The 24,337-nt window shown below is 41.3% G+C and carries 20 protein-coding genes; all 20 read right to left on the reverse strand.

What is annotated here, in order from left to right:
• Window positions 1-4: 4 nt before the first annotated feature.
• Window positions 5-901 carry a cytochrome C gene (locus HY807_06150; protein MBI4825989.1) on the reverse strand — a complete coding sequence of 299 codons (897 nt, stop codon included), beginning with the start codon at window positions 899-901 and terminating at the stop codon, window positions 5-7.
• Window positions 902-1,214: 313 nt separating this feature from the next.
• Window positions 1,215-3,341 (reverse strand): cytochrome c3 family protein, encoded by a 2,127-nt coding sequence (locus HY807_06155; protein ID MBI4825990.1) that lies wholly within the window; start codon window positions 3,339-3,341, stop codon window positions 1,215-1,217.
• A gap of 159 nt (window positions 3,342-3,500) precedes the next feature.
• Window positions 3,501-4,307, reverse strand: a complete 807-nt coding sequence (locus HY807_06160) for an NHL repeat-containing protein (protein ID MBI4825991.1) — start codon at window positions 4,305-4,307, stop codon at window positions 3,501-3,503.
• A 309-nt stretch (window positions 4,308-4,616) separates the two neighbouring features.
• Window positions 4,617-5,450, reverse strand: coding sequence for a hypothetical protein (locus HY807_06165; GenBank protein ID MBI4825992.1), 834 nt, complete (start codon window positions 5,448-5,450; stop codon window positions 4,617-4,619).
• A 1-nt stretch (window position 5,451) separates the two neighbouring features.
• Window positions 5,452-6,342: a hypothetical protein gene (locus HY807_06170; protein ID MBI4825993.1), complete on the reverse strand. Its 891-nt coding sequence runs from the start codon at window positions 6,340-6,342 to the stop codon at window positions 5,452-5,454.
• A 26-nt stretch (window positions 6,343-6,368) separates the two neighbouring features.
• Window positions 6,369-7,445, reverse strand: a complete 1,077-nt coding sequence (locus HY807_06175) for a hypothetical protein (protein MBI4825994.1) — start codon at window positions 7,443-7,445, stop codon at window positions 6,369-6,371.
• 17 nt (window positions 7,446-7,462) lie between these two features.
• Window positions 7,463-8,305, reverse strand: a complete 843-nt coding sequence (locus HY807_06180) for a hypothetical protein (protein ID MBI4825995.1) — start codon at window positions 8,303-8,305, stop codon at window positions 7,463-7,465.
• Window positions 8,306-8,486: 181 nt separating this feature from the next.
• Window positions 8,487-8,882 carry a response regulator gene (locus HY807_06185; GenBank protein ID MBI4825996.1) on the reverse strand — a complete coding sequence of 132 codons (396 nt, stop codon included), beginning with the start codon at window positions 8,880-8,882 and terminating at the stop codon, window positions 8,487-8,489.
• A gap of 238 nt (window positions 8,883-9,120) precedes the next feature.
• Window positions 9,121-9,396 carry a hypothetical protein gene (locus tag HY807_06190; protein MBI4825997.1) on the reverse strand — a complete coding sequence of 92 codons (276 nt, stop codon included), beginning with the start codon at window positions 9,394-9,396 and terminating at the stop codon, window positions 9,121-9,123.
• A 19-nt stretch (window positions 9,397-9,415) separates the two neighbouring features.
• Entirely contained in the window at window positions 9,416-10,723 is a 1,308-nt protein-coding gene (locus HY807_06195; protein ID MBI4825998.1) for a hypothetical protein, read from the reverse strand.
• Window positions 10,724-10,730: 7 nt separating this feature from the next.
• The gene (locus HY807_06200; GenBank protein MBI4825999.1) at window positions 10,731-11,687 is read right to left on the reverse strand and encodes a hypothetical protein; all 957 of its coding nucleotides are present in this window, start codon (window positions 11,685-11,687) and stop codon (window positions 10,731-10,733) included.
• Window positions 11,688-11,829: 142 nt separating this feature from the next.
• Complete coding sequence (locus tag HY807_06205; GenBank protein MBI4826000.1) at window positions 11,830-13,131, reverse strand: hypothetical protein; 1,302 nt, start codon at window positions 13,129-13,131, stop codon at window positions 11,830-11,832.
• Window positions 13,124-14,944 carry a cytochrome C gene (locus tag HY807_06210; GenBank protein ID MBI4826001.1) on the reverse strand — a complete coding sequence of 607 codons (1,821 nt, stop codon included), beginning with the start codon at window positions 14,942-14,944 and terminating at the stop codon, window positions 13,124-13,126. The genes HY807_06205 and HY807_06210 overlap by 8 nt, the downstream gene beginning before the upstream one ends.
• A gap of 178 nt (window positions 14,945-15,122) precedes the next feature.
• The gene (locus HY807_06215; GenBank protein MBI4826002.1) at window positions 15,123-16,769 is read right to left on the reverse strand and encodes a peptidyl-prolyl cis-trans isomerase; all 1,647 of its coding nucleotides are present in this window, start codon (window positions 16,767-16,769) and stop codon (window positions 15,123-15,125) included.
• Window positions 16,760-17,926, reverse strand: coding sequence for a hypothetical protein (locus HY807_06220; protein MBI4826003.1), 1,167 nt, complete (start codon window positions 17,924-17,926; stop codon window positions 16,760-16,762). The genes HY807_06215 and HY807_06220 overlap by 10 nt, the downstream gene beginning before the upstream one ends.
• Before the next feature lie 51 nt (window positions 17,927-17,977).
• The gene (locus HY807_06225; protein MBI4826004.1) at window positions 17,978-18,484 is read right to left on the reverse strand and encodes a hypothetical protein; all 507 of its coding nucleotides are present in this window, start codon (window positions 18,482-18,484) and stop codon (window positions 17,978-17,980) included.
• 123 nt (window positions 18,485-18,607) lie between these two features.
• A complete protein-coding gene (locus HY807_06230) occupies window positions 18,608-19,195 on the reverse strand; it encodes a hypothetical protein (GenBank protein ID MBI4826005.1) in 588 nt (195 codons plus the stop codon).
• Window positions 19,196-19,275: 80 nt separating this feature from the next.
• Window positions 19,276-21,525: a hypothetical protein gene (locus HY807_06235; GenBank protein MBI4826006.1), complete on the reverse strand. Its 2,250-nt coding sequence runs from the start codon at window positions 21,523-21,525 to the stop codon at window positions 19,276-19,278.
• Window positions 21,526-21,587: 62 nt separating this feature from the next.
• Window positions 21,588-22,970 carry a YncE family protein gene (locus HY807_06240; GenBank protein ID MBI4826007.1) on the reverse strand — a complete coding sequence of 461 codons (1,383 nt, stop codon included), beginning with the start codon at window positions 22,968-22,970 and terminating at the stop codon, window positions 21,588-21,590.
• A 277-nt stretch (window positions 22,971-23,247) separates the two neighbouring features.
• A complete protein-coding gene (locus tag HY807_06245) occupies window positions 23,248-24,183 on the reverse strand; it encodes an NHL repeat-containing protein (GenBank protein MBI4826008.1) in 936 nt (311 codons plus the stop codon).
• Window positions 24,184-24,337 lie beyond the last annotated feature (154 nt).

Below are 24,337 nucleotides of genomic sequence, written 5' to 3' on the forward strand. Positions count from 1 at the left end.
TGCCTCATCTTCTCCTTCTTATCACAGCGTCCGGAAATAATCTTCTTATCAGATCCAGAAAAATAATAACCATCAAAGGCAACAGCGTACCTCCGGTAAGAATTATGAAAAAGAGAGTGAAATAATACTGCACCGGGCTTTGTTCCAGATTGAATTCCGCATGAACCTTATAGCTGGCAAATTGCGGAGATGCCCCGGGATGACATTCGACATTAGCACATGCTTTATATCTGTTTTCCTTATATGTAATTGATACAGGGTCTGTATGATTCATCATCTGGTGGACGGATTCACCCGTATTTACATGGCAATCGAGACAGTCAGGAACTTTTTCATTAAAGTAACCTGCTGCTTTCCCATGAAAGGTCTCCCTGTATGAAAAAACCGCCCTGGTGCTCAAACCATGCCTTTCAACCAACAGGGGATCATCATGACACCTGGCGCATACCTCGGCAATATTAATAGGATTTCTGGTTCTATGCAGCCTTGTCGTGACATGGTTATAAAATCTCAAGATAAATTCCTCTTTCTTGTGGCAGACTCTGCACCTCCCGAGCGCGGTGTCAGAAATACCGGGACGCACCTGTTTGAAAAATGAGAGGGGCCTGTATAAAGGTTCATCATGACAATTTTTGCAGGTGGGCATATCTTCCTGATATTTTTTCGGCATTCCATATTTATCTACACTGGCATGAACGCTCTTTTTTACATAAGTATCAACATCTTTATGAGAGAACTTTTGTTCACTTGAAGGCTCTATTATATGGCACTCTATCAGGCAGTCGACTTTATTTACGGGATCATGCGGTATCTTCTTGATATCTGCATGACATCCCTCACATTTAACTTTTTGATGAATACTGATATTGAAAATCTCTTCATTGACATAAAGAAGCTTCATTTTGCCTTGCTCATCAATCCTGCTCAGGCCGGGGTATTTATGACATAAAAGACAGTTGCCTACATCAGCGGAGAAAATATCCTGGGGGGTAAAAACACTTAATGCGACAAAAATAAATCCCAAGACAAAAAATATTACTTGTTTTCTTTGTCCCATATTATTTTTTACAACAAAAACAACGGTTAGTAAAATAATAAATAATAATAGGATTATATATCAGTATGTTACCTGGTTTACCCTTTATAAATACCTTACAGCCAAAGAAGGATGGTGTCAATGGATATGAGTTAGTTCCTGCAATAAATCTAAAAGCCTATTTAGGAGTTGTTTGAGGGACTCTGTCTTCAAGGTCATGAAAAAACTTATACCTGAAAAGAGCATCAAACCCGTGACAGTCAATACAGATATTTTTGTAGCTAACATTCCTTAGAAAACTGTTTGTGGCATTACCCTCAATATTTTTGCCGACACCTTTGGTTTTTGATAAAGGGCTCCACTGGTGTGCATTGTGGCATGTGGGGCATGAAATATTGCCGACATTAGTGAAATTTCCGGTCTTATCATCAAACAACGGCGCAAAATCAATCTGTTCTCTTTCACATCTCAGAATATTATTTACCAGTTTATCCTTAGGATGCGTAGCGATTGCCGGGATCTTCGCTTTCGCTATCTTATCCGCTGAATGGCAGCTGTTGCATAAAGATTCAATAACTCCTCCCTGAAATGAATAAGGCAGGTAAGGCCTTGCCCACAACTTTATCTGGTTAGTACTGTTATGAACAAGGTGGCAGGCTCCGCACTGTCCTGATTCATTGACTGTCTGGCCGAGCAGGTTCTTTGCATCAGGCGCTGTAACATTAAGGTCATGGTCAGTTCCGTCAACAAGAGCCTGATCTTTGTGGCAGCTCTCACAAAGGTCCGATGTAGGGGAATTAGGTTTCCTGAGAAAACTGGTGCAGGCATTGCCTTCAACATTTTTATATTGATACTCTTCAATAAAGGATGAGTTTTTAGGATCCCACACATGAGGGTCATGACACGAAAGGCAGACGAGTTTACCTTCAGGTGTTTTGCTCCCCGCATCATCATAAAGCGGCAGATTTGTGATTATTTTAAATTTATCAAGTGTAACGTCTAAAGGATGATAATAATCGCCTATAAGCTTTGCCTTTGCCGGGCCTTTATTATTGTGGCATACGCTGCATAGCTGGGCTGTTATATTCCCTTCAGCAAGCTTCTTTGACCACAGCCGGTATGAAGCCGCGTTATGCGGCAGATGGCATGCGCCGCAAGGACCTGAAGACTTTGTATTAACCCCTTGAATATTCTTCTCTTCAGGTGCTGTCACTTCAAGATTATGGTCAGAATATATCAATTGCTTCTTATCAACATGACACCCTGTACAGAGGCTTGATCCTGAGGTGTTGGATATTCTAAGGAAACTGTTTGATGAATCACCTTCCACATCTTTGCCGCCTTTATTGCTTAAATTTTCCGGATCCCACTTATGAATATCATGACAGGTAAAGCACTGTACATTCCCATTAGAGATCTTTGCTCCTTCAGCAGAGAAAAGAGGAAACTCCGCAGGAATATTTGTTGAGGAAGCCGGGGCAATATTGATAGGGTGTGAGAATGTACCTACTCCTTTTATTTTATATCCTGAATCCTCTGCATGACATGTAAGGCACATCTGGGCAGCAGGATTGCCTTTGCCCATGGTCCTGGCCCACAGTCTTTTGCCGGCAGCGAAATGAGGAGAATGGCACGCGCCGCAAGGGCCTGATTCAGACGGTGTCTGCCCTTTCAAATTCTTTGAATCAGGCAGTGTCAGGCTTAAGTCATGTTTTGTTCCGGCAATGCTCTTTTTGTCTTCATGGCATATCATGCAGAGACTTGAATCATCATTCTCGGTTATTAGCAGTTTTTTCCCTTTTGCGCCATGAACCCTGTGACATGACTGACATATCACTTTGTTTTTATCAGATGCCTTAACACTGCCGTTTTCAAATAACTTATCAGGCAGTTTCATTGAGTTTATATGAACTGGGTGGCTATTAGAGCTCCTGAAATTAGCCTGGTCAACATGACACATCTCGCACAGGCTGGAGTCGATATTGACCTCTCTGAAAAGCGATGTCTTGGTATTTTCAGCAGTAGCTGCAGCGCCTTTGCCATGAGCAGAATGGCATGTGCCGCAATAGATCTCATTCTTAACGCTCAGTGGAAATGAATCAGGAACATTGACCTTACTTGAAGGCTTGACAAACACAGGATGCCTGTTAAATCTCCATGTTATATGACGCGAATCATTCACATAGCCGTCATGACAGCTGTAACATATCTCCTCAGAGCTTTCTACTCCCTGGGTGTCTTTCTTAAGAACATTGCCAGACTGCCACGGTATCAGGGTCTCTTCAGATTCCCTGAAGTCATCCATCCATGTTAGATGACACATACTACAGTCCCGTTTGGCTGAAACATCCATAGCAGCAGACTCAGAAGCCAATGCAGAAAAAATAATTATGAGCAATGAGAACTTAAATAATCTATTTATATAAAACATAAAATAATTGTAATAAGCAGAAACCTAAAACCGTTAATCAACTATTTTCAATACCGTGATCTTATTTGCAATCATCTCAACTACCATCAGCCTGTTGTTTTTATCAACGAAAATACCGACAGGTGTTTTAAATACCCTTTTTTTATTATTTTCACATATCACACCGTCAAACTGGCCCTGATCATTAAATACCTGAACAACACCCATATAGCTGTCACTGACAAATACCCAACCCTGATGTGAGAGTGCAATGCCTTTAGGCCTGAAAAAGTCACCCTGATGTACCCCCCATGAACCTATATCATTAATATAATTGCCTGTAGGAGAAAATTTCTGTGCCCTGGTATTTAATACATCAACAACAAAAACTTCATTATTAGCGTTGCTGGACATCGTAGCCGGATATCTGAAATCACCCGATGCTTCTCCAAACTTTCCCCATTTATATTTAAATTTCCCCTTAAGATCATAAACCTTTATCTCATGATTATTATTGTCAGAAACATAAATATTGCCGTTACTGAATTTGGTTACAAGAACATCTACCGGCTCTGAAGGGTTTCTGTCTGAATCAAGTTTAGTGCTGAACATATATAAGAAATTCCCTTCAGGATCAAAGACCTGAATCCTGCGATTGCCTGTATCCGCAACATATACTCTCCCATCAACATCTACATCGATGCCGAGAGGCATTTTAAATTCTTTATCTCCTGATCCTTCTTTGCCGAATGTAAACTTGAAACTTCCATTACTGTCAACCGCAATAATCCTGTTGTTAACACCATCGACAATATAAATATTCCCATTCGGCCCATCTGAGAGATCACTAGGCTGATCCATATCACCAGTGATATTAAAAAGGAATCTCGTATTAACACAATTTAATGCCAATGACACGTCAGGAAAGCAAATTATAAGAAAGGCAGATATAAATAAAATTATCAGAGAATCTCTATTCATAAAATAAAACCCTTTACGATAAGGCAAAGCTCCATAAATGGAACGACGATAATTATAAATAACCGTCTGCGACATGGTCTCTGCAGTATTTTAAAGAAACTTCCCCCCCTTTAAAAAAAGGGGGGGAAGAAAAAAAGATTTTCAAACTATTTGTTATTAATAAAACTAAATAGCAAACAGCTGCAAAACCTACTCATCCTTGAACAGATTAGGCAGGTAGAACATTTCATACTTAGTTATCATTCCTGTAATATTCAGCTGCTCCAGATCAACGATCCTGTTAGCAGAAAACCCGAGTTTATTAAAATCAAGGATACTGTTTCTGTCATGGCACTTTTTACATTCATGACCTTTTGGCTTGATATTGACATGAAACTTCTTCTTGACGTTGTCGCGCTCATTAGGAGTCAGCTTATCCCGTATCTTCACATAATCCAGAGCTAACGGGGCATCCTGCTTCTGCATTGTTGATTCAAACTCTCCTCCTTTTTTAAAAAAAGCTGAGATCTTTGAAAACTTATCATTCACAACTGCAAGATTTCCGGTCTCTGAATCATAACTCGTACCAAAAAAAGGTCCTTTTGGGCTTGAATCCATTGGGTTATACCATGCATACACCGTCTGTATACCCGACCTATCCTCAATATGGCAGGCCTCACAGGTAAAAAACTGTGTGTGCATATTCAAGAGCGCCCTGACCTTCTTGCTCTTGCTATGCGGATAATCAGAGTGGCATATGAAACAGACAGGCCGCATATCTTCAGGCATCTCGGGAAATTCGGCTATATTATGAAAATGCCTGTGCTTCTCCTGCTCCTCGAGAAATTTAACTTCTTCCATTATGAGCGAGCGATTCTTTTCTTCTATCTTCTCCTTGAAAGGAGTAAGTAAAGCAGGCCCGTGTGGAGAAAATGTCAGATGATAAAAAACAGTAACTATTACAGTTAGGGTTATTATCTTAAAAATTAAACCGATAATGTAAACACTCTTTGGATGATTCAGTCTTACAGGTCTCCCGGACAATTTAAGCTTCACCTCCTTCTGTCTTATATCCTTTCTCTTTTAAAACACTCTTCAAATACTCCCTTTCTTCAGGATTATTTTTAAGATCCTCGATATATTCAAGAAAATGCTCCTCAATCTGATGCTCTCTGGTAATCCTGCCTGTCAGGAAAGTCCACTGGAGAGGAAATCTGCCAGGCACCAGATGCACGTTGGACCAGTGCCAGAATACAACCACCGATGCAGCCATAATAGCCTCATCAGCATGCATAAGCCTCGCGAGATCCTGCGCGAACCTGGGATTAGGCCAGAACTCTGCCATGGCTTCAGGGAAAAGAAGTGTGGTACCGGCAACTACCAAAACAAAAGTTCCCCAGATTATCGCTAAATAATGTAATTTCTGTTTATACATAAATTTCCCCATCTTAGGACGGTACTTCTCTTTTCCCAAGAAATACCTGATATCATGTTTCAAGTCATTCCAATCCTTCAGTGTGGGTATCTGAGTACGTATAATGTCAAATTTCTTCTTGCTGAGCTTATCATAAGTTCCTATTATCAGCGTGAACACATGATACACAGCAACAAATATCATAATTCCTGCAGAAATCCTGTGTATCACCCTTGCAACATCAGGACCTCCGAGTGGAGCGAGTATTAGCGGTGCCCAGAATAGATCTCCAAAATGCAATGAAAGGCCGGTAGATGCTAAGGTAATAAATGTTATAAACATCAGCAAGTGCTGTATAACGATGTGGATTGAATACCGGGGCAAGTCACCGAGTGGATCTGAAAGAACATGTTTATAGATATCCCTCGGAATATGACCGACTCCCTCGACATAATGCATATAATCACTATCTGCAGTTGAATCATTTGCAGAAGTCACAACTGTTTCAGACGAAGTTGCCATGTTACCTCCATTTATCAATTTATAATCTAAAATCCTCTTTTAGACTTTCCACGCCATGATGTACCGTCTTTTATCTGCCACTTTATTCCGTCCTTTTTTCTGCCAATTGTTTCTATAAGAGCCAGGCCAAGAAGCCCGAAGATTGATCCATAAAGGACAAACCCAAGCTGGATCTCAAGAAAATGGAGAAAAGGCTTCTCATTGCTGGTGATACCTGAATGTACATCTATCTGAACAAATTTGGCATTAACATCAAGATGGCATTGCTGACACGTCCTTTTAAGATTATTTTTATTCACAGTGGATGCTGCCTCATCCTTTTTGTATATGTCATGAATTTTGCTTGTGGCATGACAGCTTACACAATCAGCAGTCATCTCCGAGCCTAACGAAACAGCTTTGCCATGAATGGAACGCTTATATGTTTCAACAGATTCAATGCTCTCGTTAGAAACCCCAAACCTCCTCATTTTGTCAGCATCTTCATGACAGTTTTTTGAGCAGAGTTCGACAATCTCCTGACGGGAACGGGATGTCTTGTGTCGCAGGCGATGAGTAATATGTTTGAATGCCTGTGTAACACCCTTTTCCTCATGACAGTTGAAGCATCTCTGCAAAGTTGAACTCGCTACCCTTTCCTCATCAACTTTTGTATAACGCGGATTAAGGTGGCAGTATTTACAGTAAGGCTTTGCAGCCTTAAGTTCTTCAGAATCCGTGCTTTTGGAGCCGTGAACGCTCTTGTTGTAAGTCTCAATTATAGCCTTGTGAGAAAAGTTCTCTTTTGCAAAAGGCGGCTTGATATGGCACTGATTGCCGCAGTTAACCTCTTCAGTTATTGGGTCATGCGGAAGATTCTGTATAGAGGTGTGACAATCCCTGCATGGCACATTTCTGTGGACAGTTTCGTTGTAAATATATTCATCAACATTGTAATTTCTTTTTCTCCCTTGTTCATCGATCCTGCCCAAAAAACGGTATTTGTGGCACATCAGGCAATTTTCACTATCAGCAGCATTGGCAGGAGAAACAAAAACAATACATAAAAACAGCAGCAAAAAAACAAATAATGAAATAAAAGTTATGCCTTTTAAATGTTTCAAACCTCCACCCCCTTGATTTATTTCTTATGACACGCCCTGCATATCTCACCTGTCATGCCTGATAAACGAAGCCTGTATTTCTCGCTTGCGCCTTTTGCAGAAGCCTTTTTGACAGGCAACACACCTTTTTCATGTGGATTGTGACATGTAACGCAGGTAACCTCACCTTTTTCGTTTAAAGGCAAAATAATTTTATAATTCTTCTCCGACTCTTTGATATTCTCCAACGTCGCGGGAGAAGGCGCATGAAGATGGTCAGCGTTTATGGGATGGGATTTACCCTTTTCCGGGTGACATCTAAGGCATAAAAAAGTAAAATTTCCTATAAGTTTAACTTTATGGCCTGACAAAGTCTCCTTATATGAATCTGTCTTCTCATTAGGCATTTCAAGGTGACAGTAGAGGCATTTCTTGCTGATTATATTTTCATACTCATCAATCTGATTATGAGGGTTAAGTTTTGTATACTCATCCTTGTCATGACAGTTAAAACAAATATCGGTTCTGTGCAGAAAAGGCCCGCCCCTGAGAAAATTTCTATTAAAGAGCTTCAAAACAACTCTATCCTGACACTGTAAATATATATCGTGGCAGGTAATACATGTAATCTCTCCATTAGACAAAGGAAAATTATCAGGTATCTTGGACTTCTTCTCTTCGGATGGTTTTATAAAAACAGGATGAAGGTATGTCCCGGGCTCAAACTCGTGGCACCTGCAAGTCCGAATGTAATCATTACCGAACTTCAAGTGTTTCTCTTTTCCTTTTTCAGGTATTTCCGAATGGCATTCTTCACAATAGTCACCTGTGAAGTGAATATCGGTATCAAACGTAATTTCCTGTGCAAAAGCTGTTCCCATAGTCATTAATAAAATTGGGATTAAAAAAAATTTCATATATACCAATTCAAATACAAATTAATTTATGATACACAGTGATGTAAATAAAAGGAATTTAAAAGATATTAAAAAGTTATAAGCATTCTTTATGAATCGGTGAATGACAGCGAGGATTTTTGACGTATTATAATTATGTAATTTGTTATAAGTTAAAGCTAAATTGCTCAGCCTCTTTTATAGCACCCAGGACATCCTCCATCTGAAAAGGCTTGTTAATGCATTTAAATGCTCCTTCGTTCATTATGTCAGACATTATCTTTTCAGAAAAATAAGCTGATGTGATAATAACAGGGATCCTTATCCCGCTTTCCTTCATCTTAATCAAGACCTCCATACCGCTCATGTCCGGCATAAAGAGATCCGTAACAATAATATTATATGCATTGCTCTTAAGACTCTTAAGAGCGTCGCTGCCATTATGAACCATGTCAACATGATATCCATCAGCCTCAAAGTATTTTCTTAAGGACCAGACTATCAGCTCTTCGTCGTCAGCAATTAATATTTTTTTCTTATTCAGATTATCGACCTGGTTCATAATATTTATATAAGCAATTAATGTGCCCAAAAACATATTGATTTATTGCATAAAAATAGAGCAATGAATGGATTTAATGCGTCATAATGCACATAACCGTGACTTTTCCCACATAACTATAGAGGAAAACTGATAACTATTAACCTTAGCGGGTAAATTCCCCGCAGCTTGCTGCTGGGTAGCTCATTGTGATGCCAGTTATAGAATTGATAGTATTGACGGAAACTGGAAATATGACTTAATGCTGGAGATATATTCTTGTTTTATTTTTATTGCTATCTAATAGGTCGATATGACAACTAAGGCATCCAGAAACAGTATTATTAGCGCCATCCATCATAGCTTGGTATTTTGCTGGATTTTTACGCTTTACCTTTTCAATATGCGCGTCCATATTTGCCTTGATATCCCGTTCCAGAATAACAGAAGGTCTTGCGGTCTCTGATACAGCATAATTAATTACACCTGCTGCAAATGTTAAAACAAACAAAATCAGTAATATTAATTTATGCATTTAATATCCCCTTTACTGTTCACAACAGAGGTTCGCCGAACGGCGTACCATCAATATCCTGGTTCCCGTGAGAATGACATTCGGTACATACCCTGTATATATCTCCTGCCTCATGGCATTGAAACGACGAGCAGCCTGAAACTTGAGGGGGGATAAAGAATGGATGTGTATGGTTGCCGTCCGTAGTATCCAATCCATCATGGCATCGGACACATAAAGACATCCACTCTGTATTTTCCCTGCCAAAAGGGCCAAATCCAGTTTCAACATCTACAGTCACCTCTGCGCCATTAACTTCTTTTCTTATTAACATCAGATTCGGAGAGCCATGAGACTCATGACAGTCCGTGCAGGAAAGAACATAAGTTCCGCACTGGGCCACCTGATAAGGGTTAAGAATATCCGGGCAGCCGGCGCTTGCGGCGCCGCCACCGTGCTGCTCAGTACTCCAGCTGAACTTGTTAAGATTTCTTGCAAGAGCAGTACTGTTTATTGTGTTTGTATTATTATGACAATCAGAACAGAATGTAGCAAAATCAGTAAGGTTTGAGCCATCCTGTGTTGTAGTTGAGCCGTCAGGTTCATAATTAGTTGTTGTGCTATAGCGGTATGGCGCCTGATAGTTATATACACTCATCCTCTCTCCTGCAATATCCCCCCATAATCCCCATGCATTATTGTCAGTGCTGTGTAAAGACGGGCGTGAGACCACCCAGCCGCGTGTTGCGTCATTTTTCACACTATTCGCGGCATTCGGAGGATCTCCCTGAAGAGAATGCGGATTATGACATGCTGCACAGGGATTGGAATTCCCAGTATATCCCCATTTGCCTGTAATAAATGTCCTGATATCATCAAGGTTATGAGATGAATCAGGCGAACTGAACGAAAATGCCTCAAGAATATCATTCACTAAATCAGAAGTCCATCCCCCTGCCCTATAGCTATAGCTCCTGTTAATGATGCTTCCACCTGTTTGAAACGACCCTGAATCTTTATGGCACTCGTAGCAGATCCCGTCAGTCTGGGATATATGATTATCATAAAAAAGTTCATACGCGGAAGGAGAACCGCCAGAAGGGCCGGGTTCAGAATTGTCCACACTTGCATGCTGTTCATGACAGTGGGCACATAAACCTTTCGGATAATCAGCAGGAAACCCTGAAGCGCTTCTTTTAGCGCCATATGCGGAGCTGCCATGAGCAGAATTAAGATATGCGCCTGCACCTGCACAGTCAGGATTCAAAAGAAACAAAAACAGAAAACCGCTATAAAAGAAAAGCTTTAATGAAAATAACTTGATGCCAATATTGCTGTATATTTTCATAGAGCAATTAATCCTTTGATGTATGGCATACATTACAGCCTGAAAGAGCAGTAGATAATGTCGAATTCTTGTAGTCCCATCTCAACATCTTATAGTAAGGCGAAGCATGCGCCCGATGACAGGAAAGACACATGATGGTATCGCTCCCAGGATTAACCAAAGTTGTATCAGCCACCAGGTCCGGGGATTGCCTGGCAACCGGTGATAATAAACTGTAATTAGTATATGCTGCGTATTCACCGGCCGCAGGCAGCAAAATATCAGTAGGATGTCTTAGCCATGGTGAAGCAGTACCAACTTCAGTAATGCCGCCTTCCCATGTGTGAAAATTACCGTGGCACTCAGCGCAAAAATAACTTATTGTATCTGTCGAGCCTGCTGTGGATCCCTGATACTCGTTATGGCTCGTATTGACATTATCCTGTTCCCAATCTGTATCTTCAACTCCTTTTATCCCAAGGAGAAACCTGTAGCTTTTCGAGACCTCGGCAATGCTGCCTGTCATAGGAGAACTAAGGCCATGATGGCCGCCCATTACGGCAATCAGCTGGTCATCTATTGCGGTATCTCCGCTCTGCCTTCCGTTATGGCCGTGACATCCATATGTCCCTGAACAGTTCAACTGCTGTCCAATATCCAAACCACCGGGAGGAGTATTGCCTAAACCGTCATCCGGATTAGATAAAAATATGTTATGCCCTTTCTCATCTAACGTCGTGCCAGTATAATAAAAATTTCCGGCTGCAAGGCCTTTATTGCCGTATGAGGGTTCTAAGGTATTGTAGACGATGGGTGCGCCGGCTATCGAACTCTGCCATACAGAGGCTGAAGTAGAAGTATGGCACCCTTCGCATGAACCCCGCAACAGTGCCAGATACGGAACCGGGCTGCCATCAAAAGTTGCAGGCTGATTGCCCTGACTATTATGAATCGTATGACAGTCAGTACATAAGCTTCCGGTCATGTCCGCACTTACATCACCTTTAAAATAAAACTCTGCACTTAAGAGGCATATTAATATTAAAAATACAGATTTCATAAGATATTTTCAAAATATCTTCTTGAAACATCGAGATATATAGCAAAGAAAATGCCATTGATGAACATCAATATTGATGACACTGGATACATAAGGTCCGTTTACCATCATGTGTCAGCATATATTGGGCTTTTGCAGCGTGCATACTGTGACATGTGATACAGGTGACAGGCTGGCCGTTGCGCACATCTATTACATCGGGGCCAAGCGGATGAGTGATCTTATGCTCGGTCTCATGGCATTCGTTGCATAATACGAACTCATCTTCCCTGAAATTAAGTTTCCGGGTGGAATGTTTTGGCACATGGCACTCAAAACATTGCCTATTCTTTATAGGCGCGCACTCCCTCTTGGACTTCAGCGCCTTCTCCATAAATACCGTTCTCTTTTCAGTATCCTGATGACATGCAGTACACATCTTCCCCTCGTCTACGGTCATTTCCTTCCTGTTGGAAGAGTGAGGAGTATGGCACATTGAACAAGAGTTGCTGGAGTCTTTCCCGTGAACATCTGATTCAATGATTAATGCATCTTCTTTATGACAGCTTAAACATAGCTTCTCACCTTCAAGCTTGGTTGTTATTTTACCGCCTTCGCTGAATGGCTTATGGCACTTATCACACTCTTTCTTTATAAACATCTTATGGCCGTAAGGGCCCAACACACCCTTATCATCAGAGCTGTGGCCTGAGTGGCAGGAAATGCAATTCATATTCCTGGTCACTGAAGAGATCGACACATTGCCAGCCTTGCAATTAATAAGGGTATGGCATTTCTTACAGGTCTTACCCGGCTCGCCAACCAGCAGATTAGCCTCCTGAGAACCATGCGCATTATGGCAGGCGGAACATTCCCCTTTCTTAAATGGGCGGCATGCATAGGTTCTCTCAAGCTGTAGTTTAAGATCCTCATGACATTCCAGGCACATCTCTTTTTCATCCTTTTTTATAAGGCCTTTGTTCTTGCTGCTGTGAGGATCATGACATCCCGTACATAAACCGTCCCTGATGGCGCTATGCTGCCGGGCATTATTTACAAGCTTTTTAATAGAATCATGACATCCAAGGCAAAGAGGGTTTATGTCTCCTCTGATGAGCCCCCTGTCCTTGCTTACATGAGGATTATGGCAGGCACTGCACTTACCCTGTTTAAAGAGAAAATGCGTGAAATTATCAGAAAGCCTCTCCTTAAGTCCATTATGGCATTTAAAACATGAAGCAGGCTCCTTCGATTTAAGCCTGATCTCAGCATGGGAATAACTGCAAAAAACCAAGCAAAGCGCAAGCATGCCAGCAAGCATTAATGAAAATACAACTGTTTCATCTGAACTCTTTCCAAGGAAAACTCGTTTAACTATGGTTTTATTCATGGCATTCCTCACATTTACCTCTGTTAAAGGGCTCATGCAGAACCTTCTTCAAAAGCCCCGGCCCTTCTGTAACATGAGGCTCATGGCAGCTGCCGCACTGAGTAATGTCATTAAGCGAAGTTCTATGTGCCTTGAGAAGGCGCTCAGTATCAACAGTATGGCACTTGAGGCATAAAGATGGATCAGAATCCTTCAAGAGATATGCGGAATCCGAATAGTGTGATATATGACAACTTAGACAATCGCCCTCTTCCATGGAAATATGGCCTTTTCTGGAAGTTGTTGTCACTATCCGGTCATGGCATGTCAGGCAGAGCTCATTAGGTGTAGCCAATAGCTGATTTTTCAATTTGCCCCGGTGCGGGTTATGGCATGAATTACATTTACCAGCCTCAACCGGAAGGTGTTTATTAGCGCTTGCATTTAAAGCAGACTCCATTGTTTTATGACAGTTGAAACAAAGCTCAGTCATGGGCGTAACGGTAGTGCCCACATTATCACTTGCGTGGGGATCATGACATGCGCTGCATTTTTTATCCATGAAAGGCTTATGTGTTGTTTCTTCTTCAATTTGAAACATCATACTCTCATGGCATTGCATGCAGATACTATCCTTGTCACCGTTCAAAAGATTAGCGTATTGAGATGAGTGTGACTTATGACATGGGGAGCACTCACTTTTATTGACAGGGGTATGTATATAAGTTTTGAAAAAATCTTTTGCCTTATCTTTATGGCAGGAATAACAAAGTTCAGCAGCCGGATACTTGGCCATATACTGATTATTGCTACCATGCGAATCATGACAACCGGTACACTCTAAACCGGAGAAAGGCTTGTGCAAGACAGTATTCTTCAACTCTCCCTTAACTCCAGGGTGACAGCTTAAACATATTTCCTTCCCGGGCAGTTTCAGATAAAGCGGGTTCTCTGACGCATGAGGATTATGACAGGCAGTACAGCCTTTATCACTTATGGGTTTATGAAGAGAAGACACGTTAATATTAGGCTTGTCAGCATGACATTTAGTACATATAGAATTTTTGTCCCTTAATGTAACAGCGGAAAAATCAGAGGCGTGCGGGCTGTGACAGTTAATGCACTTACCTTCCCTGGTAACAGGATGTGTGTATGCAGTATCAAAACTTTTTTTCTCCTTTGCGTGACATGTATAGCACAATTCTCCGTCAGGAGCAATGGTGTCAAAAGGTTTTGGGTCATCATAAGGCTTATGGCAAGAGGAACACTGGAGGCTTGCAAGCGGGGCATGCACCGACTCCCTCAGCAGTTTATCATTGGATGAAGTGTGAGGAGTGTGACATCCTGTACACTTGCCATTCTCAACAGGATAGTTTTTATGTGCGGCCTTGAATCCGGAAGCAGAATAGCCATGGCAGGACTCACAAAGTTTAACTTCCTCATTAATAAGATTGTTCTTAAAGTTAGAGCCATGCGGCGCATGACATACAAGACAGCCGTCATCAAGCGGCTTGTGGCGCTTGGCCCTGCTGAATGACTCATCTTTATGGCAGACCAGACAATTAGCATTGCCCGCTTCTTTCTGAAGACGGCTATTGTCAGAAGCATGCGGATCATGACAGGGAAGGCACTTCCCGTGCGCTACGATTGTATGGACATTTGACATCTTCTGAATATTTGAGTCCAGCTCAGTGTGGCATATGAAACACAGCTTCTTCTCGTCCCTTTCAACGAGTGACAGTATAGTGAGCCGTCCGTGACGCAGGTGGCACTTCTCACATTCAAGGCTCTTCATGGGTGAGTGTACGACCTTCTTGTTAAGTTCCGGGAGCATGTCCTTATGACAATCAAGGCACTCCTTAGGCTTGAAACGTCCCTTTGCACTCCTTGCAGGAGCAGGGGCACAAGAGCTTAAGAAGCAAGCAATCATAAGAACCGAAAAAATGCTTACTAATATTTTTTTACTCACTCTGATATTTTTCATTTAAATTATATATAGCATAAATTTTATGCTATTTAAAGCCCTTTTCAAAAGCCTTAATAGCATCATCATTGATTATTATCTCGGTGTCTGCCTTTAACTGTTCCATATTAGTATCATGTATCCGGCTGAACTCTTCTGCCATATATGCCCTGTACACATCCGGCTTCACTTCGCTTAATGCCTTTGCTTTCGGCGCTTCAATCTCAAGAATATTATATATACTGTAACGAGAACCCGCTTGAAGAACAGGGCTGATATCACCCGGCTTTAGTGTATCAATTATCTCCTTAAGCGGCAAGGGAAGTTCACCTAAGTTACGCCAGCCCATGTTGCCTCCCTTCTCGGCAGAGACATCTTTGGACCTCATCCTTGCAAACCAGGAAAAATCTGCTCCCTTTATAAGACTGTTATATATTTCAACTGCCTCATCCATCTTCTCTACCGCTATCACCTGTATTTTATAGCGGGAAGGTGTAAGGTAATCTTGCTGATGCTTATCATAATACGCATTCAATATATCATCAGAGACCTGGATATTCGGCAAAATGACCTCATTGATATATAAATTTTGCAAGACTTGGTTTTCATACCGCCTGACCATACCCTCAAGTTTAGGCTGCAGATCGTAGCGGCGCCTCAATGCCTCCTGATCCACCAGCTTGCGGGTTATCCAGCTATTGAGGAGCTGTTCATTAGTGATCTTGATAACAGGAGGCAGCAAAGCAATAAATTCTCCCACGGTCAAAACTTCTCCATTAACAGTCACAAGTGTCCTGTTGTCATTAGCCAGCTTTGCCCTGTCACCATCCTCAACTCCGAGCTTCAAAGATAAGAGGATGTCATTATCAATCTTCAGAGTAGACTGTTCACGCAGCTCCTCTAAATATTGATTGCTCCTCTCTTCTTCCTTAATGCTGCCGAGACTCTTTTCTATATGCGCTCTTACGCTCTCAAGCTTGTCATCAGGCGCACCCGTAACCCCGAGGAGTTTCAAAATATAATAAACGCCTTTGACCTCAACAACATCTGAATATTCGCCTGGGTTCAGCCCTGAGACTGCTTTTTGCATAGACTGAGCAAGTGACCTGTAAGAAAATTCTTTTCCTTCATCTATTCTGTTGATGCCGGCTTCCTCTTTTGAAACCCGGCTTACATCTGATCCCTGCAGGATCAAATCCCTGAACCTCGATGCGTCATCTTTTGAGTTAAACCCTAACACGTCCAATTTAAAGATCTTATAGTTCTCTTTGTAATACTTCTTTATTTCATCTTCATTATTAGATGAAACCTTTTTTAATATTTCATCTTCATGAAGCATTAAAACTGATTCCCTGACAATAAATGCCTGTATCTTCTCTTTTGCCTCAGGGTATTCCTGCATCCCCATACGGCGGGCCTCCTGAATGATAAGCCTCTCATTTATCAGTTTGTTCAGATAATCTTTCATGTCAAGCGCTTTGGCAGTAGAGAGATCCTCTCTCCTGTGCTCAACACCTAAAGAATATGAAAGGTCCTCTCTTGTTATCGGATCCCCGTCCACATATGCAAGCGCATCTGTTTTTTTACCCATAGAAACACAGCCGAAAAGAAGACCTGCTGACAGCAAAAAACAAACCATGAGCAAGTGGCTTACAAATCCGGCATACTGATGCAGATATTTATTCTTCAGTTCCATTTTTTCTTCTCCAGGTTATCAACCAATTTTGTAACTATTTTATCTGTCACTTTATCAACTGACCTGAGCCGGCGCCAGTCGTATATTATAACATCATCATCGCCGCTCATCTGGCCTCGGCCGTACCAAAGGATCTTTTTATTTCCTGATCCGATGAGCCTTGCGGAAACAGACGCTGCCGGAGGGGAATTTTGCAGCACCCCGTTAAAATAAAGTCCCACTTCACCTAATAAATAACCATCCACATCAATAACTTTTGAAAGCTCAGTAATAGTAGTATAGTCAAGATTTCCTTTAACCCTGATCCTCATATCAACCAAATTCTTTTTGATCTCCCCATACTCCAGAGGCATAAAACCGCTATCTTTGAAAAGATGCACTACGAACATCTGAGAGGCTATATTTCCAGCGTCCTTATAATCAGTATCGTTCATAAAAGGCATAACAGCGACCCTGAATGCGGCATCCTTATGCGGCGCTTCTGAAGTGAAGGATGCAAACAGACTGTTAACAACCTTCTGTATTAGTTCATCCATCTCCTTGATCTCTCCAAGCCCTAACACCGTAATGAAATCATCACCCGTGGCAGAGAAATAATCAGCCCATAGTATAGAGCCGTCAGACGGATCTATAAGCCTGGCAATAAGTCCAAGCAAGGGTTTCCCCTCTATGGAGTATGATACTATGGAGCCAAGCAATATGCCTTCAACCTTAAAATTATCTGATATCTTTTTTGCAAGCGCTTTTGATATTGTCCCGGTTTCCCGAACCCTATCCTTGCAGATATTAGAATAAAGCTCCTGTTCCCCGACTATAGAATAGCCCCGGTCCTTCATCTCTTTCTCAATAACAGGCATAACAGCGTTCAACGCATTATCAACCATTGTAAGGTTATCAAAAGGAAATATAGCGATCCTTTTCCCGACAGTTCCTTTTGCAATTTCAGACGTTTCCGAAGATAAAAGGATATCAGATGCTTCTGGTCCTGCTTCAACTTTTATGCTGCTGTCCTGAACAGGAGTTACTTCGTACTGACTAATACCGGCATCTGCCGGGTTGCTTAAGCTATTCACTTCTGCTGATGCCTCGGAAAGATAAAAAAAAAAGATCGGCAGGATGAACAAACATGGCTTTGCAATATATTTAATAAATTTCATATCAGGCTCAACTATTCAAAGAAAGTTATTATAGGAAAATTCAAAATGCAATCAATATGATGACAGGGTCGCTATTGCTTCCCTGACGATATTGGAAGTAGCCTCACTTAAAGTGGGGGTTCTTGCGCCAAAGTGCCTTGCCATAAAACCGGCTCCGGGACTTGTCTTTGTGACAGACCATAGTATATCGCCTGCCCCGGTATCTACCATCATTAATGTTATTGATACTTCAGCAACAGTAACATTATCCCTTCTGACTTCAGCATAATTATCAACTGAACCCGTTACAACAGCCTCGACTTTGAGAAATTTGCCTAATGCCCTGATCTCCTCAACACTGGGAGATGAAATTGACTTTACTCCTACATTGTTGATAGCTGCCATAACATCTCCCGGAACTACAACATCTACAAATCCGGAAGAAAGCATCTCAGTGGTCACTACCTGCCTGACCGCTTCAGAGGCGCTTTTGTTTGAAGTGAAGTTATCAAGCGGAAGAATTGCCACTCTCTTTATGAAACTGAAATCAACATTTTCTTTGATATGATAAGAAGTCACTGAGCTTGCGCATCCGGAAAGAATAGGCGCAAACAAAAATATGAAAAACAATAATATCCGGCTTCTGAAATATATCTGTTTCATTTAGTTATATATATTAATATACATTATATAAATCAGCTGTTATTTTAATGTATCAATAGCCTCTTTTACAACCTTACGGGCTGCCTCATCAAGGGTCTTTCCCTCAATACCAAAGTGCCTCGTCAAAAAACCCGGCCCGCCGGCAGTATTTGAAACAGACCAGACAGTCTCTCCATTTACAGTCTCGATCATTCTTATGGTGACAGCAGCCTCAGGATAATCAACAGATGCCCCTTTTATTATACCCAGCGTTGAAACTGAACCCTTTATAACAGCATCTACCTCAAGGTTTTGCCCGAGGCTCTTGATCTCATCTAAGGTCAATAAAGATACAGACTGAACCTTAAGCTGAGCCAGCTGTCTCATGACCTCTCCTTCTTCAACAACCTCAAACCCTCTTTCCAATAATTCAATAACCACCTTCTCCCTTATCTTTTCCCCGGCATATCTATCAAGGGCAAAGTTCTCAAAAGGAAGTACGGCCACTTTATTTACAAGGGCAATATTATAATCCTGCTTTTTATAATATTTATTATTAAATCCACAGCCGAATACAAATACGATATCAGCCAGCAATAACATAATAAAAACATAAGAAAAATATCTTTTGACAGTGTATCCGGCCAAATCCAATTTAAATATCCCCTGATTAGATCAATCTATTAAAGCATATAGTATACACTATGCTTTTTGTTAAAAAAATAATATCAGAACCTTAAGCTCAACACCCCGTTTACGCTATTATTCTCACTCTTCCGATCTTCCTGTTTCTGTTCATATAAATATGAGGTCCGAAAATCAGCAAACCTCTTTATATGCCATGTCCCGTTTAAAGAGACCGAATCTGTAGTGAAATTATATGGCTTAGAGTCTGAATGGCGATAGGTAGTGCCCAACTGTATGACCGGTATAGGCCGCCAGTCAGCAATAAATATCTCGCTGACCGCTGAGGATCCATCTGAAGAAGACGAATAGTTAATATCTCCAGACAAATTAACAAACCTTCCAGGCCTGTATGTAACGGTTACAGAGCCGCCTCTGGTTTGAACCTGTTCAGCATCAGTTGTACTCCAGCCAAAACTGTACCTTAAAGCGCCTGAGAGTTTTTTTGTCAGATCAGTATCAATAGTTCCGCTTATGTATTTAGATGATGATTGAGATTGAGACACTAAATTTTCAGAACGGGAATATCCTAAATCAGTTACCATATTAAGATACCTGTAAAGCCTTGACCCTATTGTCAATGATATTGAATCATTATTCGATTGTTTCACTTCAAAATTTATTGATTCAGTCCTGTTCAACGACATATTGGCATTCAGGTACTCGATGGGCGCATAAGCAAATTTCAATGAATAACTATTAGCAACGCTATCAGTTTTAAATGCATTATCATACGTCTGGGTGAACTGCATGCGAAAATCAGTGGTCAGCAGCCTGTGTGTCCGCCAGGTGGAAGAAAGCGCAAAGCTCTTTGTGATCCTGCTGCTGTAATCAGGAGCGTCCTCACCACTGCCGGATTTTGAAAATATACTCGTGATAATAGAAGAAACAGAGCTAAATGCTGATGAAGGGTTCTGATCAGATTTATCTATAGAATAATTCACGGCGAATTTAAGCTTTTTAAAGGGCTGGTATGTTGACATGAGGTCGATCCTCTGGAAGATGGAAGTACTGTCGCTTTCAAGGACACCGGATACCGGGATGATCTCTACGCCGTAAGCCTCAACCTGAGTTACAAAAACATTCGAAACTCCGCTGGCCGCCATATTAACCGCCTTGAAATATACAGCCTTTGTTGAAGCCGCAAGCTGTATCTCATAACGGTAAATATTATTGACTGAATCAAAAACAGATACACTTACACTGGAAATGCTTAACAGATTCCATGTGCCGGCCTGATTAAAATCGCTCCAATACACCTTCCAGTTGCCGGGGAGAGTCAGGTTAAGATCACCGCTTACATCTTTATTGACATAAATATACAGCCTGTCAACGGCATCAGCCTTGGAGACCTGGATGCCTATGTTTTGATATTTATCAAAAACAGAACTGCTGAGTCCGATGCCTGTAGAAGTAATAAGGTCAGAGTCGGTCAGGCCGGGTTCTGAAGATAGAATATCAATGTCAGGATCTAACGCTGTCCCCTGAGCAGATAAACCAACCCCTGCCCTTTCAAAAAGCACATTCCCTGTCTTGCTTGAAAAACTCTCCCCGGTACTTCTTGTGAAATTGCCGTCATATACAGCCGAGAAAAAGATCTTGTTGTTAAGGAATTTCTGTGAATGCCCAAGCCTGTAATTCCCTGAAAAATCATCACTTACACTTTTGTAAGTTATATTAAGCGGGTTCTCGTCTACCCTATGCGTATAGTTAAGATACATCCTTAAATCGACTACTTGAGATGGAAGCGTATAAAATGAGTTAAAACTATACCGGTCACTGATGCTGTTCACAGATACACCGTCATTATTATTCTCCCTGTTAAACTCAGCTGAAAGCGAGGGAAGCGCCACAGGATTCACCCTGAAGGCAGTATAGTAGTAGTCTTGAATATTATCCCTTGTATCGCTAAAAGTTCCTGAGTTCGTGTCCTGACGCCTCCTGAAGCCGGCATTGATCTCATACATTGAATTTTTCAATGACAGGTTAAAGGCCGGCTCAAGCGTTTTACGGGAAGTAGTGTTTGTTAATCCATAAGGATTTTCTGTATCAGTATCTGAAAAGCTTGTCCGTAACTCAAGATTGTAAGACAATAACTCGTTAATATATTTTGAAAATGAAAGCCTTAAATTCTTTTGTGTAGTATTTGTTGAAGTCTTTTCCCCGTCATCAACCGCCTCATAAACTGAATGGTCAATATTGCCCATTCCGGTAAGTGCGGCTGAAGAAACCGATGAGTTTATAAATAATAAAAATACCAAAAATACTATTATCCCGAATTTGCTTATCCGCATAGTTTCAATTGCCGCAAATAGTTATTGGTCACCATCTTGTCAGTAATGACCAATAAAATTAATTACTGCCCGGAAAACATTGCTATCCCATATGGGTTCCTGCCGACCGGTATGCCCTTTTCCTCAACCGTGTTGATGGTATTGATCACAGAAACACTGTCCGTACTTCTGCTGACTACATAAAGCTTCCTTGACTCAGGGTCGAGCATAAAGGCCCTTGGTGAGTCCGGCACAGGGATACTGCTTATTATCGGACTGACGTGGGACACGGAATTCCCGGAACCTTCAAAATATGAATTGATGACCATTATCTCTGAAGGCATCTCTTTAAGAATATACACCCTGTCAAAAACCGGGTTTACAGCAACTCCAACAGCTGAAGAGCCGATATTTTCAATAGAATTGATAATCCCGGTAAAGTTCCCGTTAACAATGGAGACTATATCAATGACAGAGATCCTGTCAGAATCATTATTGGCAACATAAAGCCTGCCTCTCACATAATCAACAGAAAGGGCAACAGGGCTCCATTCAACATCAATATTAAAGACATCTTCAACTCTGTTATTGTGAATATTTACTTTTATAACAGAGATACTGTTCGAGTTCTTGTTTGCAACATACACATTAACATACTTGGTACGGTAGTTCTGAAGAATACTGATCTCAGAAGAGTCAAGAAATCTTGAGCCAAAAATATCAGTAACCGGCGGGTCTGCCGCCACTGCTATCGGGCCGTTCCCTACACTGACCTTATCAAACTCATTGAACGTGGCCGGGTCAATAATGGATACCGTGCTTGAGTCATAATTCGCAACAAAGACAAGCTCCCTGTTGGAAGACACTTCTGCAACAGCAATACCTTCAGGAGCCCTGCCAAGCCTTATTGGTATCTCCTGCTCTACCCTGTTTGTGGCCGGATCAATTACAGACACGCTGTTAGAACTCGAATTTGCAACATATATCTTAAGGCGCTCTTTTCTAAGGCCGGCAATTATCCCACGTGGCTTCTTCCCCACCATAATGCTGCCGACAACCTCTCCCGACTGCCTGTTTATCACAGAGACATTGCCTGAGTCCTCATTGGTAACATAAATCATCAGCCTGCTGAGTTCAGGCACCTTCGAACTGACGGAAAATAAAGGGTTGAACATATATCCGCTTTCAACAGAACTATCCGGATTCCATTTAACAAAGAGCGCTTCACTCTGATTATCATGCACTGTTATATTGATTGGGACTTCAATAGCACCAGGAGGAAGCGCAAGTGTAGCAGTTTGCCCATTACTGATGATAGAAGCATCCGTCATGGTAAACTTCAGCTTTTTATACTCACCCTCAGGAATCCGTATTTCGCCAAGCAGTATCTGATGTCCTTTTATTTTAAAAGAGTTGACAGCGACAGGTTTATCAATAACATCCCTGTAATTTCCGTCTTTAGACATAACGCTGACTCCTGAAAGTATAAAACTGATATCCAGTGATGTCTTGTCCGGGCCGTTAAGATATAAGACGATCTGGCTATTGAAAAGATCCTGCTTTTGATTCCCTGGAGAATCATCTTTTATAAGAGTTGTACAGCCGGAAACGAAGAGGATAGAAGAGAAAATTATAATTCGTGAGAAAGATGAAATAAAAGCAGATATAAACAAAGTAGAATAACCCGGACGGCTTTTAAGACAGGACTTACGCCTGGCATTGTCTGAAGTATACCTGATCATGTTAATATGGTTTAAATATCTGCACCCTGTGATTAAACAGGTCCGTTACTATCACATCCCCCTCTTTACTGACACTTATGTCTGTTGGGTGCCAGAACCAACCGTCACTTAAACCCAGACCTCCAAACTCAAAAATTAAGTTGCCGTTTTTATCATAAGTATTGACTGTATGGCGCATATAGTCTAACACATAAATCCAGCCTCTCTTATTATCTATCGCAGCAGCCCTCGGCCTGCTGAGTTTGCCGGAACTGCCGCCTTTTTCTCCGAACTGAAATTTGTATTTTCTGTTTTCATCATAGACATATATATGCCCTGTTTCTTCACTTACAAGGTATATCCATCCGGAATCATCAATTGATACACTTACCAATTTAACCTTCTTCTCATCTTCTTCAGGAGACATGATATCTATCAGCTTAAAGTTATTGTCAAGAACCAGAACTCCTGAAGAATAGATACCCGCAACATAAAGATTTTTATTCTTGTCAAATGCGAGGCGGTAAGGTATAAAAGAGCCTGCGCCTTCAAAACCCTCGAGATATATATCACGCATCCACTTAAGACACGGGTTAAAGACAGATATCCTGTTTCTCGGATAATTATCCGAATACGCCTGCGCTACATATAAATTGCCGTCAGTATCAACAGCAAGCCCTTCAGGCCGTTCTATCTTATCGCTTTTACCAAGTGAATAAAGCGGAAACAGGTCGGATGAATAAATTATTATCCGCCCATTGCCGTCAATCATGTAAATCTCATCCATCACAGGCTCAGACATTGCAAATGAGGGCCTGACAATCCTGTTCCATTCCTCATCATATTCTATCTTATCGAAATACCTTACAAGCGAGCCCTGGGCATGGAGAACATCAGGATAAATAATTATTAAGAAAAATGGAACGAGCAGCAACCGCAAAAAAATGCGTGGAAACATCTCCACCCCGATTTTAAAGTACCAGCGATATCTCATAATTCATAAATAATATTAAATAGTCAATCAATGAGTCAATTATTTTTTTATTGATCTCAGGATAAAAAAAAAGGTTGATCATTTAATATGAGCAACCTTTTGATAATGCTATGTAGAT

Source organism: Nitrospirota bacterium, from assembly GCA_016207885.1.
GTDB lineage: Bacteria > Nitrospirota > Thermodesulfovibrionia > UBA6902 > UBA6902 > JACQZG01.

What these genes read in the sequence shown, in the direction of transcription:
- HY807_06155 (MBI4825990.1), bottom strand. Translation starts at nt 3,341, where the DNA reads ATGGATGACTTCAGGGAATCTGAAGAGACCCTGATACCGTGGCAGTCT.
- HY807_06215 (MBI4826002.1), bottom strand. Translation starts at nt 16,769, where the DNA reads ATGGAACTGAAGAATAAATATCTGCATCAGTATGCCGGATTTGTAAGC.
- HY807_06160 (MBI4825991.1), bottom strand. Translation starts at nt 4,307, where the DNA reads ATGGATCAGCCTAGTGATCTCTCAGATGGGCCGAATGGGAATATTTAT.
- HY807_06180 (MBI4825995.1), bottom strand. Translation starts at nt 8,305, where the DNA reads ATGGGAACAGCTTTTGCACAGGAAATTACGTTTGATACCGATATTCAC.
- HY807_06185 (MBI4825996.1), bottom strand. Translation starts at nt 8,882, where the DNA reads ATGAACCAGGTCGATAATCTGAATAAGAAAAAAATATTAATTGCTGAC.
- HY807_06170 (MBI4825993.1), bottom strand. Translation starts at nt 6,342, where the DNA reads ATGGCAACTTCGTCTGAAACAGTTGTGACTTCTGCAAATGATTCAACT.
- HY807_06200 (MBI4825999.1), bottom strand. Translation starts at nt 11,687, where the DNA reads ATGACCGGAAGCTTATGTACTGACTGTCATACGATTCATAATAGTCAG.
- HY807_06220 (MBI4826003.1), bottom strand. Translation starts at nt 17,926, where the DNA reads ATGAAATTTATTAAATATATTGCAAAGCCATGTTTGTTCATCCTGCCG.
- HY807_06245 (MBI4826008.1), bottom strand. Translation starts at nt 24,183, where the DNA reads ATGTTTCCACGCATTTTTTTGCGGTTGCTGCTCGTTCCATTTTTCTTA.
- HY807_06205 (MBI4826000.1), bottom strand. Translation starts at nt 13,131, where the DNA reads ATGAATAAAACCATAGTTAAACGAGTTTTCCTTGGAAAGAGTTCAGAT.
- HY807_06240 (MBI4826007.1), bottom strand. Translation starts at nt 22,970, where the DNA reads ATGTCTAAAGACGGAAATTACAGGGATGTTATTGATAAACCTGTCGCT.
- HY807_06190 (MBI4825997.1), bottom strand. Translation starts at nt 9,396, where the DNA reads ATGCATAAATTAATATTACTGATTTTGTTTGTTTTAACATTTGCAGCA.
- HY807_06235 (MBI4826006.1), bottom strand. Translation starts at nt 21,525, where the DNA reads ATGCGGATAAGCAAATTCGGGATAATAGTATTTTTGGTATTTTTATTA.
- HY807_06210 (MBI4826001.1), bottom strand. Translation starts at nt 14,944, where the DNA reads ATGCTCCCGGAACTTAACAAGAAGGTCGTACACTCACCCATGAAGAGC.
- HY807_06150 (MBI4825989.1), bottom strand. Translation starts at nt 901, where the DNA reads ATGAAGCTTCTTTATGTCAATGAAGAGATTTTCAATATCAGTATTCAT.
- HY807_06195 (MBI4825998.1), bottom strand. Translation starts at nt 10,723, where the DNA reads ATGAAAATATACAGCAATATTGGCATCAAGTTATTTTCATTAAAGCTT.